At 63.3% G+C, this 16,102-nt stretch carries 15 protein-coding genes; 9 read left to right on the top strand and 6 right to left on the bottom strand.

The window, feature by feature from the left end; genetic code table 11:
- The first annotated feature begins 204 nt into the window (after positions 1-204).
- Positions 205-1,668, top strand: a complete 1,464-nt coding sequence (locus E4L98_RS01285; protein WP_135199753.1) for a catalase — start codon at positions 205-207, stop codon at positions 1,666-1,668.
- Positions 1,669-1,714: 46 nt separating this feature from the next.
- Complete coding sequence (locus tag E4L98_RS01280; RefSeq protein WP_229257176.1) at positions 1,715-2,824, top strand: patatin-like phospholipase family protein; 1,110 nt, start codon at positions 1,715-1,717, stop codon at positions 2,822-2,824.
- Here E4L98_RS01280 and E4L98_RS01275 read toward each other — a convergent pair.
- Entirely contained in the window at positions 2,781-3,692 is a 912-nt protein-coding gene (locus tag E4L98_RS01275) for a LysR substrate-binding domain-containing protein (protein ID WP_135199752.1), read from the bottom strand. The two genes, E4L98_RS01280 and E4L98_RS01275, sit on opposite strands and share 44 nt — an antisense overlap.
- 89 nt (positions 3,693-3,781) lie before the next feature.
- Here E4L98_RS01275 and scpC point away from each other — a divergent pair, with 89 nt between their 5' ends.
- The 4 genes from scpC to E4L98_RS01255 are packed head-to-tail and all read left to right on the top strand — an operon-like array spanning position 3,782 to position 7,237.
- The gene (gene scpC, locus E4L98_RS01270; protein ID WP_135199751.1) at positions 3,782-5,275 is read left to right on the top strand and encodes a succinyl-CoA:acetate CoA-transferase ScpC; all 1,494 of its coding nucleotides are present in this window, start codon (positions 3,782-3,784) and stop codon (positions 5,273-5,275) included.
- Positions 5,276-5,308: 33 nt separating this feature from the next.
- Complete coding sequence (locus tag E4L98_RS01265; RefSeq protein ID WP_135199750.1) at positions 5,309-6,436, top strand: M14 family metallopeptidase; 1,128 nt, start codon at positions 5,309-5,311, stop codon at positions 6,434-6,436.
- A 2-nt stretch (positions 6,437-6,438) separates the two neighbouring features.
- On the top strand, positions 6,439-6,903 hold the full coding sequence (locus E4L98_RS01260) for a CYTH domain-containing protein (protein ID WP_135199749.1): 465 nt from the start codon (positions 6,439-6,441) through the stop codon (positions 6,901-6,903).
- Between the two features lie 28 nt (positions 6,904-6,931).
- Entirely contained in the window at positions 6,932-7,237 is a 306-nt protein-coding gene (locus E4L98_RS01255; RefSeq protein ID WP_135199748.1) for a hypothetical protein, read from the top strand.
- Between the two features lie 29 nt (positions 7,238-7,266).
- On the opposite strand, the gene E4L98_RS01250 is transcribed toward E4L98_RS01255, so the two are convergent.
- From E4L98_RS01250 to E4L98_RS01230, 5 genes are all read right to left on the bottom strand, one after another.
- On the bottom strand, positions 7,267-8,529 hold the full coding sequence (locus E4L98_RS01250) for a DUF2863 family protein (RefSeq protein ID WP_135199747.1): 1,263 nt from the start codon (positions 8,527-8,529) through the stop codon (positions 7,267-7,269).
- 147 nt (positions 8,530-8,676) lie between these two features.
- Positions 8,677-11,385, bottom strand: a complete 2,709-nt coding sequence (gene acnA / locus E4L98_RS01245) for an aconitate hydratase AcnA (RefSeq protein WP_135199746.1) — start codon at positions 11,383-11,385, stop codon at positions 8,677-8,679.
- 90 nt (positions 11,386-11,475) lie between these two features.
- Complete coding sequence (locus tag E4L98_RS01240; RefSeq protein WP_135199745.1) at positions 11,476-11,988, bottom strand: hypothetical protein; 513 nt, start codon at positions 11,986-11,988, stop codon at positions 11,476-11,478.
- The gene (locus tag E4L98_RS01235) at positions 11,988-12,992 is read right to left on the bottom strand and encodes an HpcH/HpaI aldolase/citrate lyase family protein (protein ID WP_135199756.1); all 1,005 of its coding nucleotides are present in this window, start codon (positions 12,990-12,992) and stop codon (positions 11,988-11,990) included. The genes E4L98_RS01240 and E4L98_RS01235 overlap by 1 nt, the downstream gene beginning before the upstream one ends.
- Positions 12,993-13,091: 99 nt before the next feature.
- Complete coding sequence (locus tag E4L98_RS01230; RefSeq protein ID WP_135199744.1) at positions 13,092-14,081, bottom strand: malate dehydrogenase; 990 nt, start codon at positions 14,079-14,081, stop codon at positions 13,092-13,094.
- Positions 14,082-14,320: 239 nt separating this feature from the next.
- Here E4L98_RS01230 and E4L98_RS01225 point away from each other — a divergent pair, with 239 nt between their 5' ends.
- The 3 genes from E4L98_RS01225 (at position 14,321) to sdhD (ending at position 16,102) form a co-directional block, all read left to right on the top strand.
- Positions 14,321-15,106 carry a GntR family transcriptional regulator gene (locus E4L98_RS01225; protein ID WP_135199743.1) on the top strand — a complete coding sequence of 262 codons (786 nt, stop codon included), beginning with the start codon at positions 14,321-14,323 and terminating at the stop codon, positions 15,104-15,106.
- Between the two features lie 205 nt (positions 15,107-15,311).
- Positions 15,312-15,734: a succinate dehydrogenase, cytochrome b556 subunit gene (sdhC, locus tag E4L98_RS01220; RefSeq protein WP_135199742.1), complete on the top strand. Its 423-nt coding sequence runs from the start codon at positions 15,312-15,314 to the stop codon at positions 15,732-15,734.
- A complete protein-coding gene (gene sdhD, locus E4L98_RS01215; protein WP_135199741.1) occupies positions 15,734-16,102 on the top strand; it encodes a succinate dehydrogenase, hydrophobic membrane anchor protein in 369 nt (122 codons plus the stop codon). The genes sdhC and sdhD overlap by 1 nt, the downstream gene beginning before the upstream one ends.

The raw sequence follows: 16,102 nt of genomic DNA, 5'->3' as shown, positions 1-16,102 counted from the left end.
CCCCCCCCCCCCAACCCCCCCCGCTTCCCGGGGGGGGCCCCCCCCCCATCTGCCAATACGGCGCCCCCAACGGGCCTTTTGGGGGGCGCCCACCCCGACTTGATTTAGTTTCTGGCTATTATTTTCATAGATATTTATAGATTTCTTTAATGGCTCGCGCTGGGTAGAATAGTTTCACACTATCAAACAACGAGGAGCTATAGCATGAGCCAGCCACCAATCACTACCGCTTCCGGCATCCCTGTCGCCGATAACCAGAATTCCATGACTGCCGGTCCACGCGGACCGGTACTGTTGCAAGACTTTCACTTGATCGAGAAACTCCAGCACTTCAATCGTGAGCGCATTCCCGAGCGTGTGGTGCATGCCAAGGGTTCGGGCGCTTATGGCACCTTCACGGTTACCAACGATATCACCCAATACACCAAGGCCAGACTGTTCGCCGAAGTCGGCAAGCAGACCGAGACTTTCCTGCGCTTCTCCACCGTCGGCGGCGAGAAGGGCAGCGCCGATACCGAGCGCGATCCGCGCGGCTTCGCGGTGCGTTTCTATACCGAGGAAGGCAACTGGGATTTGGTCGGCAATAACACGCCGGTGTTCTTCATCAAGGATGGCATCAAGTTCCCTGACTTCATCCACACGCAGAAGCGCGATCCGCAGACCAATCTGAAGTCGCCGACCGCGATGTTCGATTTCTGGAGCCGCACGCCGGAGAGCCTGCACCAGGTCACGACGCTGTTCTCCAGCCGCGGCACGCCGGACGGCTACCGCCACATGCACGGTTTCGGCAGCCATACCTACAGCCTGATTAACGCCGCCGGTGAACGCGTCTACGTCAAGTGGCATTTCCTGACGCAGCAGGGCATCCGCAACCTGTCGGCCGCCGAGGCGACGCGCATCGCCGGCAGCGATCCCGATTACGCGCAGCGCGATCTGTTCAACGCGATTGCCAAGGGCGATTTCCCGCGCTGGGACGTCAAGCTGCAAGTCGCCACCGAGGCCGATCTCGCCGCGTGGGAAGCCCGCACCGGCTGGAATCCCTTCGATCTGACCAAGGTGTGGCCGCACAAGGATTTTCCCTTGATCCCGGTCGGCGTGCTGGAACTGAACCGCAACCCGCTCAACTATCATGCGGAAGTCGAACAGGCCGCGCTGTCGCCAGCGAATGTGGTGCCGGGCATGGGCTACTCGCCGGACAAGATGCTGCAATCGCGCCTGTTCGCTTACCACGATGCGCAGCTGTACCGCGTCGGCACCAATCACCAGCACCTGCCGGTGAACGCGCCACGCTGCCCGTTCCACAATCAGCAGCGCGACGGCGCCATGGCCATCGCCAACGGCGGCGCGGCGGTGAATTACGATCCGGTGCAGGCGGCCGGCAGCAATCCGCAAGGTATGGGCCACGGTGAACCGGCGCTGCCGCAGAGCGGCGCGGCCGGCCGCTACGACGCCCGCGGCAAGGAGGACGATTACACTCAGGCCGGCGATCTGTTCCGCCTGATGCCGAAGGATGAGCAGCAAAACCTGTTCGATAACCTGGCCGGCCCACTGAGCCAGGTGAGCGCCGAGATCATCGAACGCCAGCTGGGCCACTTCGACCTGGCCGATCGCGCCTACGGTGCCGGCGTGCGCGCGGCGCTGAAAGCACGCGGTGTGAATGTGGGCTGAAGATGGCTTACAATCTCCATGTTGCAGTGCATCGTGGAGATAACTCTTGAGCCGCAAACCTGCTTGTCCTCCTTCATCCTCCCTGCCGGGCCAGGTCGTGCTGGTCCTGCAGGGCGGCGGCGCCTTGGGCGCATATCAGATCGGCGTGTATCAGGCACTGCACGAAGCGGGCATCGAACCGGACTGGGTGATCGGCACCTCGATCGGCGCGATCAATGGCGCCATCATTGCCGGCAATCCGCCCGAGGCGCGGCTGGACAAGCTGCGCGAGTTCTGGCACCGCATGGAGCGCAATTCCTTCGGCTTCGCCACCATGCCGCGCGCCATCGCCAACGCGATCACGCTGGGGCAGGGGATACCGGCCTTCTTCGAGCCGAATCTGGCGTCGTGGTGGAATCCGGAAGCGCGCGTCGGCATCGAGCACGCGTCCTTTTATCAGACCACGCCCTTGCGCAGCACGCTGGAGGCGCTGGTCGATTTCAATTACATCAATCAGAAGCGGATGCGCTTCACCGTCGGCGCGGTCAATGCGCGCAACGGCGCCATGCGCTATTTCGACAGCAAGCGTGAGCAACTGTGTGTGGAGCATGTGATGGCGTCGGGCGCGCTGCCGCCGGCATTTCCCGCGGTGCGCATTGACGGCGAGCCGTATTGGGACGGCGGCATCTATTCCAATACGCCAATCGAGGCGGTGCTCGATGACGAGCCGCGCCGCAGCTCGGTGATCTTTTCGGTGGAGGTCTGGAACCCGGACGGCAGCGAACCGCAAAGCGTGCTCGATGTGCTCGACAAGCATAAGGAGATTCAGTATGCCAGCCGCGCCAGCAATATCGAGCAGCAGCGCAAGCTGCACCGCCTGCGCCACGTGATCCGCCAGCTGACGCAGCATCTGCCGGACAAGGAACTGGCACTGGCCGAGGTGCGCGAGCTCGCATCCTGGGGCTGCGGCACCGACATGCACGTGGTCTCGCTGCGTGCGCCGCGCATCGGCGGTGAAGACCACACCAAGGACATCGACTTCAGCGCGTCCGGCATCCGCGCGCGCTGGCAGGGCGGTTATGACGATACGCGGCGCTTCCTCGAGCAGCGTCCGTGGGAGCAGCCCATCGACCCTATCGAGGGGATCGCGATCCACCGCCTGCCGGAACATTGCTGAGCATCTCCTGGCAGATGTCCAGCCAGGCCCGCGCCGCGTGCGACAGGTAGCTGCCGCGCCAGACGTGGGCCGGCTGCCATGGCAGTTCCGGCTCCAGCCGCACCGCGTCCAGATGGCCGATGGCCAGCCGATGGATGAACGGTTCGGGCAGCAGCGCCACGCCCATGCCGGCGGAGGCCATGGCCACCAGCCAGTCCCACTGGCCGCTCTGCGCGGCGATCTGCGGTTCGAAGCCCGCCGCGGCAAAGGCTTTGCGCAGCGCGCGCGTCATGGCGAAATCGTCCTTCAGCAGCACCAGCGGCGTGCCCGCCAGCGATTTCAGTCTGATCGCCGAGCGGTTCTTCTGAAAAGTGCCGCGCGCCGCCAGCGCCCACACCGGATAGCTGGCAATCGGCGAACATTCCAGCCCCAGTTCCGGATCTGCCGGCAGCACCGTCAGGCCGATTTCAAGCTCGCCCTGCGCCACCTGACGTTCGATGGCCTGGCCGGCGTCTTCCCGCAAGGTCAGCACGATGTTGGGATGGCGCTGGCGGAAGGCTTTCAGCACGGGCGTGAACAGCAGGTTGATCATGGGTGGGATGCCGACCGTCAGCTGGCCGCGCTCCGCCGCCTGCGTGTCGCGTATCTCCACCGCCAGCTGGCGCATGGTGGCCAGCATTTCGATCCCGCGCGCATGGACCACCTGGCCGGTGTCGGTCAGCGTCAGCTTGCGGCCGTCGCGCACCAGCAGCTGGGCGCCGGTTTCCTCTTCCAGCTGGCGCACCATCTTGCTGATGGTGGACTGGGTGACGTGCAGCGACTCCGCCGCCTGCGTAAAACTGTTCAGACGGACGGTCTCGACGAAGTAGCGCAGCGATCGCAGGTCCATGAATAAAACGACTGGAGAATGAGAATTTAAGTCATAAGACGACGGTTTCTCTGATTCTATACTGAAACAAAAGAACGAGGAGAACCACCATGTATGAAGACCGTATACGCCGTCCGGCGCTGATGAATAAACTGATGAGCGCCGCGCAGGCCGCGCAGCTGTTCAGGGACGGCATGACCGTCGGCATGAGCGGTTTCACCCGCGCCGGCGACGCCAAGGCGCTGCCGGCCGCGCTGGTGGAGCGTGCGCGCCAGACGCCGCTGCATCTGACCCTGCTGACCGGCGCCTCGCTTGGCAATGACAGCGACGGCCTGATGGCCAACGCCGGCGTGGTCGCGCGCCGCATGCCGTTCCAGGCCGACGCCGCGCTGCGCCGCAAGATCAATGCGGGCGAGGTGATGTTCATCGACCAGCACTTGTCCGAGACGGCCGAACAGCTGCGCGCCGGCGATCTCAAAGCGGTCGATATCGCCGTGATCGAGGCGGTGGCGATCACGCCCGACGGCGGCATCATCCCCACCATGTCGGTCGGGAACACGGCCAATTTCGTGCAGCAGGCCGACAAGGTGATCGTCGAGATCAACCTGAGCGCACCGCTGGCGCTGGAAGGCTTCCACGACATCTACGTGCCGGGCAACCGCCCGCACCGCAGTGCGATTCCGCTGCTGACGCCATGGCAGCGCATCGGCTGGACTTCGATTCCGGTGCACCCGGACCGCATCGCCGCCATCGTCATCACCGATAGCCCGGACAGCCCGTCCAACGCGCTGCCGCCGGACGAAGAAACGGACGCCATCGCGCGCCATGTGATCGGCTTCCTGGACGGCGAAGTGAAGGCGGGGCGCATGGACCCGTCGCTGCGGCCTTTGCAGGCCGGTATCGGCACCATCGCCAACGCGGTGCTGCATGGCCTGATCGATTCCCCGTTCAGCAGCATGACCATGTACTCGGAGGTGCTGCAGGACAGCGCCATCGAGCTGCTGGATTCCGGCCAGCTGAGCATGGCATCGGCCTCGTCGATTACGCTGTCGGCGGCCATGCACGAGAAGTTCGTGCGCAACATCGAGAACTACCGCGAACGCATCGTGCTGCGGCCGCAGGAGATCAGCAACCATCCCGAGATCGTGCGCCGGCTCGGCATCATCGCGCTGAACACGGCGCTGGAGTTCGACATCTACGGCAACGTCAACTCGACCCACGTCGGCGGCACGCACATGATGAACGGTATCGGCGGCTCGGGCGACTTCGCCCGCAACGGCGCGCTGTCCATCTTCGTCAGCAAGTCGGTGGCCAAGGATGGCGCGATCTCCAGCGTGGTGCCGTTCGCCGCGCACGTCGATCACACCGAGCACGATGTCGACGTGCTGGTGACGGAATGGGGCCTAGCCGACCTGCGTGGCCTGGCGCCGCGCGAGCGCGCGCCGCTGATCATCGAACACTGCGCGCATCCCGACTACCGCCCGCAGCTGCGCGCCTATTTCGAGGAAGCGCTGCTGGGCGGCGGCCAGACGCCGCACGTGCTGGAGCAGGCATTGTCGTGGCATGCCCGCTATAAACGAGAGGGAAGCATGCTGGTAAAATAATGGTCATCAGCATACCCTTAGTATTGGATTAACATGACCATTAAAATCAGCCAGAACTTCGACTCGGGCGCCATTGAAGTGCTGCGCGCGGACAGTGCCGACACCATCGAACTGAATCTGCGCAAGGACTCGCACGCTGACATTCACCAGTGGTTCCACTTCCGCGTGCAGGGCGCGCGCGGCCAGAAGCTGACCATGCGCTTCCTGAACGCCGGCCAGGCGACGTACGCCAAGGGCTACGAAGACTACCAGGCGGTGGCCAGCTACGACACCGAAAACTGGTTCCGCGTGCCGACCAAGTTCGATGGCGCGGTCATGACGATCAACCACACGCCCGATACCGACAGCATCTACTACGCTTACTTCGAGCCGTATTCGTTCGAGCGTCACCTGCGTCTGCTGGGCGAAGTGGGTGAGCATCCGCTGGCGCGCGTGCACGATCTGGGTTCGACGGTCGATGGCCGCGACATGAACCTGGTGGTGATCGGCAAGCCGGAAGCGGAAAAGAAGATCTGGTTCATCGCGCGCCAGCACCCGGGCGAATCGATGGCCGAGTGGTTTATCGAAGGCCTGATCGACGCGCTGCTGGACGACGCCAATCCGATCGCCCGCAAGTTGCTGCAGACCTGCGTGTTCTACATCGTGCCTAACATGAATCCGGACGGCTCGGTGCGCGGCAACCTGCGTACCAACGCGGCCGGCGCCAATCTGAACCGCGAGTGGATGACGCCATCGGTCGAGCGCAGCCCGGAAGTGCTGTACGTGAAGCAGAAGATGCACGAAACCGGCATCGACATGTTCTTCGACATCCACGGCGACGAGGCGCTGCCGTACAATTTCGTGGCCGGCAATGAGATGCTGGAGAACTTCAGCGACGAGCGTCGCCAGAAGCAGCAGGCTTTCATCGACCGTTACAAGAACGCCTCGCCGGACTTCCAGGACAAGGTGGGCTACGCGGCCAGCAAGTACAAGGAAGACATGCTGACCTTGGCGTCCAAGTACGTCGGTCATCACTTCGGCTGCCTGGCGCTGACGCTGGAGATGCCGTTCAAGGACAACGCCGATCTGCCCGATCCTGCCGTCGGCTGGAACGGCGCGCGCAGCGCTGCACTGGGCGCGGCCATCCTGCAGCCCATCCTGCTGTCGCTGGGCGATTACTGATCGTGGGCGTCGAGATCGAGCGCAAGTTCCTGCTGTCGGGCGACGGCTGGATGCAACTGGGGGAGCCGGTGTTTTTCCGCCAGGGCTATCTGTCGTCGCACAAGGAACGCGTGGTGCGCGTGCGCATCGAGGGCGAGCGCGGCGTGCTGACCATCAAGGGCGCCAACCAGGGCGCCACGCGCGGCGAGTGGCAGTACGAGATTCCGGTCGCCGAGGCGGCCGAGCTGCTGGACCGCCTGTGCGAGCAGCCGCTGATCGAAAAGTACCGCCGCCGCATCGCATTCGCCGGCAATGTGTGGGAAGTGGATGAGTTCCTCGGCGTGAATGCCGGGCTGGTTGTGGCCGAGATCGAACTGCAGTCGGAAGAACAGCAGTTCGACAAGCCGGACTGGGTCGGCGAGGAAGTCACGCACGATCTGCGCTACCTCAACTCGAACCTGATCAAGCACCCGTTCTCCACTTGGTAAGGCGGGCATTCTGTCCTAAGCTGGAAGGATGGACAGCGAACGGCAAACCGCGCTGGAGGCGCGCTTCGATGCGACATTGCCGACCTTGGCAACCAAGGCGGATGTGGAAGCGTTGCGTGCCGATATACACAAGTGGATGGTTGGCAGCATGATCGGCTTGTTTGTTGGCTTCGGCGGGCTGGCCGCCGCGATGGGGCAGTTGCTCAAGCCCTCGCCGCCGCAAACTCCCGTCGTGGTGCAGGCGCCTGTTCCGCCACCGGCGCAGGTAACTACGCAGCCACAGCAGACGCTGCAGCCGATCGTAATCTACCTCACGCCGCCGGCGCAAAAATAAAGCCCCTGTTTGCGGACAGGGGCGTTTTATTAATGGAAGTGCTCGGTGCCGACCGGCGCATCCTCGGGCATTTCCGCGTGCGCCAGTTCGCCCAGCGGGTCGGCGAACAGCGGCGCGCCGCAGTCGTCGCAGAACTCGACCACATAACGTTCGTTATGCTTCTTGATCTGGGTGACGCCCGCCTCGTTCAGGTGCAGCACGATTTCTTCCAGCGGCGTCAGCGGCTTCTGCGATGGAATGGCCGAGGCGGGACCTTCCGCCGGCGTGCCTTCCTCGTCTTCCTGGCCGTACAGCGGCCACACCACGCCGTAGATCACGTCCGACGACGAACGCTGGGTGAACGCCACCCGGTATTCGTCGATCTGGCCGTCGGCGTTTTCCTCGCCGAAGCCGGCGATCACGGCGCGCAGATCGCCCGGTTCCAGCGCCAGCGTATGGGTCAGGTAGTGCACGGCGGCGCGGATCGACACCGGACGGATCTGCTTGTCGGCTTCGCGGCAGGCCATGTAGTACGCTTCCGGCAGCAGCAGTTCGATGCCGCAGCCCGGCAGCAGACGGCTGACGGTCGGCGCCGCCTGCGCGCGCCACTGCTCCAGCGCGGTGGCGCGCTCGGCGGCGTAGTTGTTCTGGAGTTCGGCCATCTGCCAGCGGAACAGCGGCGCGCCGGCCGGCGCCACCACGGCCACCAGCAAATAGCGGGTGTCGGCCAGGAAGGGCGCCGTCTCCGGCACCTTGCTGTCGGCCTTCAGCAGCGTGCCCTTGACGGCGGCCTGCGCCAGCTTGTGCACTTTGCCGTAGGTCTCGACGTGGCTGCGCGGCAGTTGGTCGATCGAGAACAGGGTGGGCGACATGGCCATCTGCGTGCCGTCGGCCAGCAGGTGGGCGGAGAAGTGCGCCGACAGGGTCTGCAGGATGTCCGCCGGGATCGCGCCGGAAGCGATGGCAAAGCGGGTCCAGGCCAGGATGGGCGCGGCCACCAGCAGCACGTCGTACGGCTTGCTCACGCCGTCGGCGGTGTCGATGGTGAAGCTGCCCGATTCGCTGGCCGCCTCGACGCCATCCATCAGCACGTCGTAGGCGTTCAGGTCCTCCTTGAACAGTGCGTTGAGGGTGGCGTCGATGGTGTCCTGGTGACCGGTCTTCAGCAGTTTCTGGAGCTGTGCATCGAGAGTGTGTTCCCAGGCCCGCTCTTCGATACGGCTGGCCGCCTGCCCGATGGCCTGGGCATAGGTGGCGAGACGCTGGCTCTCGGCGGACAGTTTGTGGGATGAAGCTTTAGATGGGCGACGCATAGCGCGGTAAGAGTCTCATTAAAAGTGAATAAAACGGATCAGTCATGCAGATGATAACCCTTATGAGCCCTATTGTAGATCATTCGGCAAACGTGCATAAAAAAAGCCGGGCAAGCCCGGCTTCTCATGCGTGCGTTGCTTAACCGATTAGGCCGCCAGCAGCTGACGCAGCACGAACGGCAGGATGCCGCCATGCTTGTAGTAGTCGACTTCGATCGGCGTGTCGATACGCAGCAGCACCTTGACTTCCTGGCTGGAACCGTCTTCGCGGTTGATCACCAGGGTGGCCAGCTGTTGCGGCTTGATATCGCCGTCCAGGCCCTTCAGGTCATAGGTTTCCTTGCCGGTGATGCCCAGCGATTCGACCGAATCGTCGCCGATGAACTGCAGCGGCAGCACGCCCATGCCGACCAGGTTGGAGCGGTGGATACGCTCGAACGAACGCACGATCACCGCCTTCACGCCCAGCAGCTGGGTGCCTTTGGCCGCCCAGTCGCGCGACGAGCCGGTGCCGTACTCTTCACCGCCGAACACCATGGTCGGGGTACCGGCCGCCACGTACTTCATGGCCGCGTCGTAGATCGACAGCTGTTCGCCCGACGGCTGGTGGATGGTGATGCCGCCTTCCACCGCGGAACCGTCGGCTTTCGGCGGGATCATCTTGTTCTTGATGCGCACGTTGGCGAAGGTGCCGCGCATCATGATCTCGTGGTTGCCGCGGCGCGAGCCGTAGGAGTTGAAATCGGCCTTCATCACGCCGTTTTCCTTCAGCCATTTGCCGGCCGGGCCGTCTTCCTTGATCGAACCGGCCGGCGAGATGTGGTCGGTGGTGATCGAGTCGCCGAATACGCCCAGCGCGCGCGCGCCGGTGATGTTCGGGTCGGTCTGTTTCGGGGTCATCTCGAAGCCCTCGAAGAACGGCGGCTCGGCGATATAGGTCGAGGCCGGCCAGTTGTAGACCTGGCCTTCGGTCGACGACACGTGCTCCCACAGCTTGCCCGGATTGCCCTTGACATCGGCGTAGTTGGACTTGAACACTTTCGCGTTCATCGCGAACTTCATCAGCTTGGCGATCTCTTTCGAGGTCGGCCAGATATCGCCCAGGTACACGTCCTTGCCGTCCTTGCCCTTGCCGACCGGCTGGGTCATCAGGTCGACGGTCATGTTGCCGGCGATGGCGTAGGCCACCACCAGCGGTGGCGAGGCCAGGAAGTTGGAGCGGATGTTCGGGTGGATACGCGCTTCGAAGTTACGGTTACCCGACAGCACGGCCGAAGCCACGATGTCGTTGGTGGTGATGGCCGCGTTCAGCTCCGGCGTCAGGTCGCCGGCGTTGCCGATGCAGGTGGTGCAGCCGTAGGCGGTGACGCCGAAGCCCAGCTGTTCCAGGTAGGGCAGCAGGCCGGCGGCGGTCAGGTACTCGGTCACCACGCGCGAGCCCGGGGCCAGCGAGGTCTTGATGTGGGGCGCCACGGTCAGGCCGGCTTCCACCGCCTTCTTGGCCAGCAGGCCGGCGGCCAGCAGCACGCTCGGGTTGGAGGTGTTGGTGCACGAGGTGATCGCGGCGATCAGCACGTCGCCGTTCTTCACGTGCACGCCGTTGGTGGTGGTGTAGGTGGCGTTCAGGTCCTCGGCCTTCTTGTTGAAGCCGTTTTCCGAGGTCGGTTTCGAGAACAGTTCGGTGAAGGTGTTCTTCACGTGGCCGATTTCGATACGGTCCTGCGGACGCTTCGGACCGGCCAGCGACGGGGTGACGTCGGACAGGTTCAGTTCCAGCACGCGGGTGTAGTCGATTTCGCCGGCTTTCGGGATGCCGTACATGCCCTGGGCCTTGAAGTAAGCCTGGAAGGCGGCGATTTCCTCCTTGGTGCGGCCGGTGCCCTCGAAGTATTCGATGGTGGCGTCGTCGACCGGGAAGAAGCCCATGGTGGCGCCGTATTCGGGCGCCATGTTGCCGATGGTGGCGCGGTCGGTCACCGACAGGGTCTCGGTGCCTTCGCCGAAGAATTCGACGAACTTGCCCACGACCTTGGCCTTGCGCAGCATCTCGGTGATGGTCAGCACCAGGTCGGTCGCGGTGCAGCCTTCGCGCAGCACGCCGGTCAGGTTGACGCCGATCACGTCCGGGGTCAGGAAGTAGACCGGCTGGCCCAGCATGCCGGCTTCCGCCTCGATGCCGCCGACGCCCCAGCCGACCACGCCGATGCCGTTGATCATGGTGGTGTGCGAGTCGGTGCCGACCAGCGAGTCAGGGTAGTAGACGCCGTTGCCATCCTTGTGGACGCCGCGCGCCAGGTATTCCAGGTTGACCTGGTGGACGATGCCGAAGCCCGGCGGCACCACGCCGAAGGTGTCGAAGGCTTGCATGCCCCACTTCATGAACTGGTAGCGCTCGTTGTTGCGCGAGAATTCCAGCTTCATGTTCAGGTCCAGCGCCTTCGGCTCGCGGAAGTGGTCGATGGTGACCGAGTGGTCGACCACCAGGTCGACCGGCACCAGCGGCTCGATCTTCTTGGCGTTCACGCCCATCTTGTAGGCGACGTTGCGCATCGCGGCCAGGTCGGCCAGCAGCGGCACGCCGGTGAAGTCCTGCAGCACCACGCGCGCCACCACGAACGGAATCTCTTCGGTACGCTCGGCGGTCGGCGCCCAGCTGGCGACCTGCTTGACGTGTTCTTCGGTGACTTTCTTGCCGTCGACGTTGCGCAGGACGGATTCCAGCACTACGCGGATCGATACCGGCAGGCGGGAGATGTTGACGCCCAGGCTCTTCTCCAGGGCCGGCAGCGAATAGAATTTTGCCTTCTTGCCCGAAATAGTGAATTCCTTAAGCGTGTTCAGAGTGTTGCGGGACATGACCTCTCCTTCAGATGGGTATCGTCTATTATTGAAGTTAAACCTTGTTGCTCAAGGCGCCCGTGACGGCGCGCCCGTCCTGGACTGCCGTTACTGAATGGTGACCTTGCTGCTGGCCGGTGCCGCCTGGTTCACGGCCACCGCTTTCGATTGTTCGGCGTCGCGGCACTCGTTGGCCAGCTGGCGGTTCTGCTTGGAGTCCAGCAGCATGCCCTTGGCCGGGATGCCGATCCAGATCAGGCCGTACAGCTTGTTCTCGAAGCGGTTGGCGCCGGTGGTGGTGCCGACGCGGGTCAGGCGGTGCAGACGCTTCTTCCAGCGCAGCGCGATGTGGGCGTCGTCGCCGGCGTTGGTGTAGATGGTGATCTTGTTGCCCAGTTCGCAGTCGAAGTCGACCGAGGTGGTGTCGGTGATCGAAGGCTCGTCGGCTTCCTCATCGGGAGCCTTCGGTTCCACCGGCTTTTCGGCGGTCTTCTTCCTGGCGGCCGCCTTCTTGACGGTTTTCTTGGCCGGAGCGGCGGTGGTGTCGGCGTGGGCGCCGGCGGCCAGCGTCAGCGAGGCCAGGGCGAAGCTGCAGGCAGCGAGTAATTTGGTCAGGGACATTAGTGTGCTTCCATAGGGTGAGCGGTCGAAGTGCCGTTGAACAGCGGCGCCACCGACTCGGGCAGCGTCAGGCCGGCCAGTCGGGCGCGTTGTAAAACGGTCCAATAGTAGCGATAGCTGGCGCGGTCGTGCAAGCGCCCGTGCTGGGAAATCGGTCCCCATTGCACAGCAGCAGCTTCATGCAGAATCGCGGCCGCCTCATTGACTTCCGACAGGCGCGGCGTGAACGTCTTGATGATGGGCTTGATCTGGCTCGGATGGATGCTCCACATCCGCGTGTAGCCGAACTCGGCGGCGGCGCGCTGCGCATCGTTGGCGGCCACGGCGGTATCCTTGATCTCGGTGGTGACGTTGTGCGACGGCACCTTGCCGTGCGCGTGGCAGGCGGCGGCGATTTCCAGCTTGGCGCGCACCACCAGCGGGTGGGTGAACTGGCCCGGGGTGCGCATCGCGCTGCCCGGAATCGCACCGTAGTGCGAGGAGACGAAGTCCATGATGCCGAACGACAGGCACTGCACCTCGGGCAGGGCGGCGATGGCGTACACGTCGTGCAGGGCGCCGTGGGTTTCGATCAGCACGTGCACCGGCAGGTCCTGGCGGCCGGCGCGCGCGGCGGCGGCGCCGATGTGCTTGACGGCGCGGGCGGTGTCGTCGATGCCGTTCACCTTGGGCACCACGATATAGGCCAAGCGCGCGGCGGCGGCGCAGATCAGCTCGACGTCGCGGGCGAAATGCGGGCTGTGCACGTCGTGCACGCGCGCGCCGATGCGGTTGAAACGGTTGTCGTCGGAGTTGATCAGTTCGGCCACCAGGCGGGCGTGGGCTTCCTCGTTGCCGGCGCTGGCGCCGTCCTCGCAATCGAGGGTGATGTCGAACAGGGGGCCAAGTTCTTGTTGCAGGGCGATCGATTTGCGCATCAGCTTCTCGGAGCCGGCGTAGTGGTCGCAGGCCGGGAGCAGCGTCGGCTGGAGATTACCCTGGAATAAAACCTCGGATGGATGCATGCAGTCGGTATCGGATGAAACGACCGCCGCGCTGCTCTCGGCAGCGCGGCGGGTGCGGCGGATCGGCGGTTTAACCGGTTCCACGTGCGGAAAGAACGATTATGGCAGCAGGTGCTTGACGCCTTCGCGCTCTTCGGTCAGTTCCTTCAGGGTCAGGTTGATGCGTTCTTGCGAGAAGGCGTCGATTTCCAGGCCTTGAACGATCTTGTATTCGCCGTTTTCGGTGGTCACCGGGAAGCCGAACACGATGCCCTCAGGGATGCCGTAGGAACCGTCCGATGGCACGCCCATGGTGGTCCACTTGCCGTTGGTGCCGACGTGCCAGTCGTGCACGTGGTCGATGGCGGCGTTGGCGGCCGAGGCAGCCGACGACAGGCCGCGCGCCTCGATGATGGCGGCGCCGCGCTTGCCCACGGTCGGCAGGAAGGTGTTGACGTTCCATTCCTGGTCGTTGATCAGCTCTTTCACCGATTTGCCGCCGACGGTGGCGAAACGGTAGTCGGCGTACATGGTCGGCGAGTGGTTGCCCCACACGGTCAGCTTCTCGATGTCTTTCACCTGGGTGCCGGTCTTGGCGGCCACTTGCGACAGCGCGCGGTTGTGGTCCAGGCGCAGCATGGCGGTAAAGTTCTTGGCCGGCAGCGACGGCGCCGATTTCATGGCGATGTAGGCGTTGGTGTTGGCCGGGTTGCCGACCACCAGCACTTTGACGTTGCGCGATGCCACCTGGTCCAGGGCTTTGCCTTGGGCGGTGAAGATCTGGGCGTTGGCTTCCAGCAGGTCCTTGCGCTCCATGCCCGGGCCGCGTGGGCGGGCGCCGACCAGCACGGCGTAGTCGACATCCTTGAACGCGGTCAGCGGGTCGGAGTGGGCGGTCATTTCGGTCAGCAGCGGGAACGCGCAGTCGTCGATTTCCATCATGACGCCCTTCAGCGCCTTCTGGGCTTTCTCGTCAGGGATTTCCAGCAGTTGCAGGATGACCGGCTGGTCCTTGCCGAGCATGTCGCCGTTAGCGATGCGGAACAGCAGAGCGTAGCCGATTTGGCCGGCGGCGCCGGTGACAGCAACGCGCAGTGGGGTTTTAGCCATGATGAATCTCCAATGTGGGAAGTAAATCGTTCTTCAATCGCGGGACCGGTGGCCGGTCCGGGAAACCGTAATCATACTGCAAAAATCAACGCTTAGAATCATGTATGTGGAAGCGTTCGGCGGGGAGTGTAGGCCGGTTGTCACTGGCTGTCAATCCTATCTTATGTCTTATATAAGACAGAGGAGTTTTTGGCGTTTTTTCTGGACGGCACCGGCCTTTTGTGGTGAAATCTCGGGCTATGAGTTCCGCACCGACCAATCCGAGCAGCATGATGGCCGCAGCCAGCGCCGGCGGTGCGGGCGGAGCATCCCCTACTTTTTCACCTCTCTACCAGCAAATCAAGTCCCTCATAACGCAGAGCCTGCAGTCCGGCGAATGGAAGCCGGGCGAGCTGATCCCGAGCGAAGTGGAGCTGGCCAACCGCTACAAGGTCAGCCAGGGCACCGTGCGCAAGGCGATCGACGAGCTGGCCGCGGAGAACCTGGTGATGCGCAAGCAGGGCAAGGGCACCTTCGTCGCCACCCACCACGAGGAGCGCGCGCAGTTCCGCTTCCTGCGGCTGGTGCCGGACGAGGGCGTGCCGCATTCGGGCGTCAGCCAGTTCATCGAGGTCAAGCGCATGCGCGCGCCGGCCGACGTCGCGCGCCTGCTCGACCTCAAGTCCGGCGACGCCGTGATTTTCGTCAAGCGTGTACAGTCCTTCGACGCCGTGCCGACGATTCTGGAAGAGCTGTGGCTGCCGGGTATCACTTTCAAGGGATTGACGGCCGAGCGGCTGGAAGAATACAAGGGTCCGATGTACGGGCTGTTCGAGTCGGAATTCGGCACGCGCATGATACGGGCCACCGAAAAAATCCGCGCCGTCTGCGCCAGCGCCGAGGACGCCGTCTTGCTGAAGATCGCCGCCAGCACGCCGCTGCTGGCGTCCGAGCGGGTGTCGTTCACCTACGGCGACAAGCCGGTGGAATTGCGCCGCGGCCTGTATCTGACCGAGCACTACCATTACCACAATGAGCTGAATTGAGGGAGACACAGCGTCGCAGAGGGCGAAGTCATACGCCGGTAGCATTGTTGCGCTGATAATACGTTGAGCTACGGAAAGTAGCCGCCACCCAGTGTTGCCAAACACTATTTTAGATATATGTGACAATAGATATTGGTTGTACATGCGGAAATAAGCGAAAATCGCAGTCTTACCAATTTTTGTAATAGCCTGAGGAGGTCTTGTTATGTCAGAAGCCGTAAGGGAAGCCCCTAAAAAAGAACGGCCGGAGTTCCGTAACATCCACGTTACCGAACTGTCCAACTACCGCATGCCATTGGCGGCGATCGTATCCATCCTGCACCGTATCAGCGGTTTCCTGGTGTTCCTGCTGCTGCCCTTCGTGCTGTATCTGCTGGAGCAGAGCCTGCGCTCCGAGATCTCCTTCGCCTACTACCAGGGTTTCGTCACCTACCCGCTGGTCAAGCTGATCATCCTCGGCCTGGTGTGGGGCTACATGCAGCACTTCTGCTCCGGCGTGCGCCACCTGATCATGGACATGCACATCGGCCTGGACAAGCACTCGGCGCGTAAATCGTCGGCCGCCGTGCTGGTGGTCAGCCTGGTGCTGACCCTGATCGTCGCCCTCAAACTGTTTGGAGTATTCTGATGGCCAACAATAACAACATCGGTCCTAAGCGCCGCGTGGTCGGCGCCCACTACGGCATGAAAGACTGGCTGGCGCAGCGCGTCACCGCCGTCGTCATGATCCTGTACACCGCGATCCTGCTGATTTCCTTCCTGTCCGGCCAAAACTTCACGTATGAGGGCTGGGCCGGCCTGTTCGCGCAACAATGGTTCAAGCTGATCAGCGCGGTTACGCTGCTGGGCCTGTTCTACCACGCCTGGGTGGGCGTGCGCGACATCTGGATGGACTATGTCAAATCGGTCGGCCTGCGCCTGACCCTGCAAATCGCCACCATCCTGTGGCTGATCGCTTGTGCCGTCTGGGCGGTACAGATTCTCTGGAGTGTTTAA

It is taken from the genome of Duganella callida (assembly GCF_004614165.1).
Classification (GTDB): domain Bacteria; phylum Pseudomonadota; class Gammaproteobacteria; order Burkholderiales; family Burkholderiaceae_D; genus Rugamonas; species Rugamonas callida.
The sequence above is the reverse complement of the archived record's forward strand: the minus strand, read 5'-3'. Positions and strand labels throughout refer to the sequence as shown.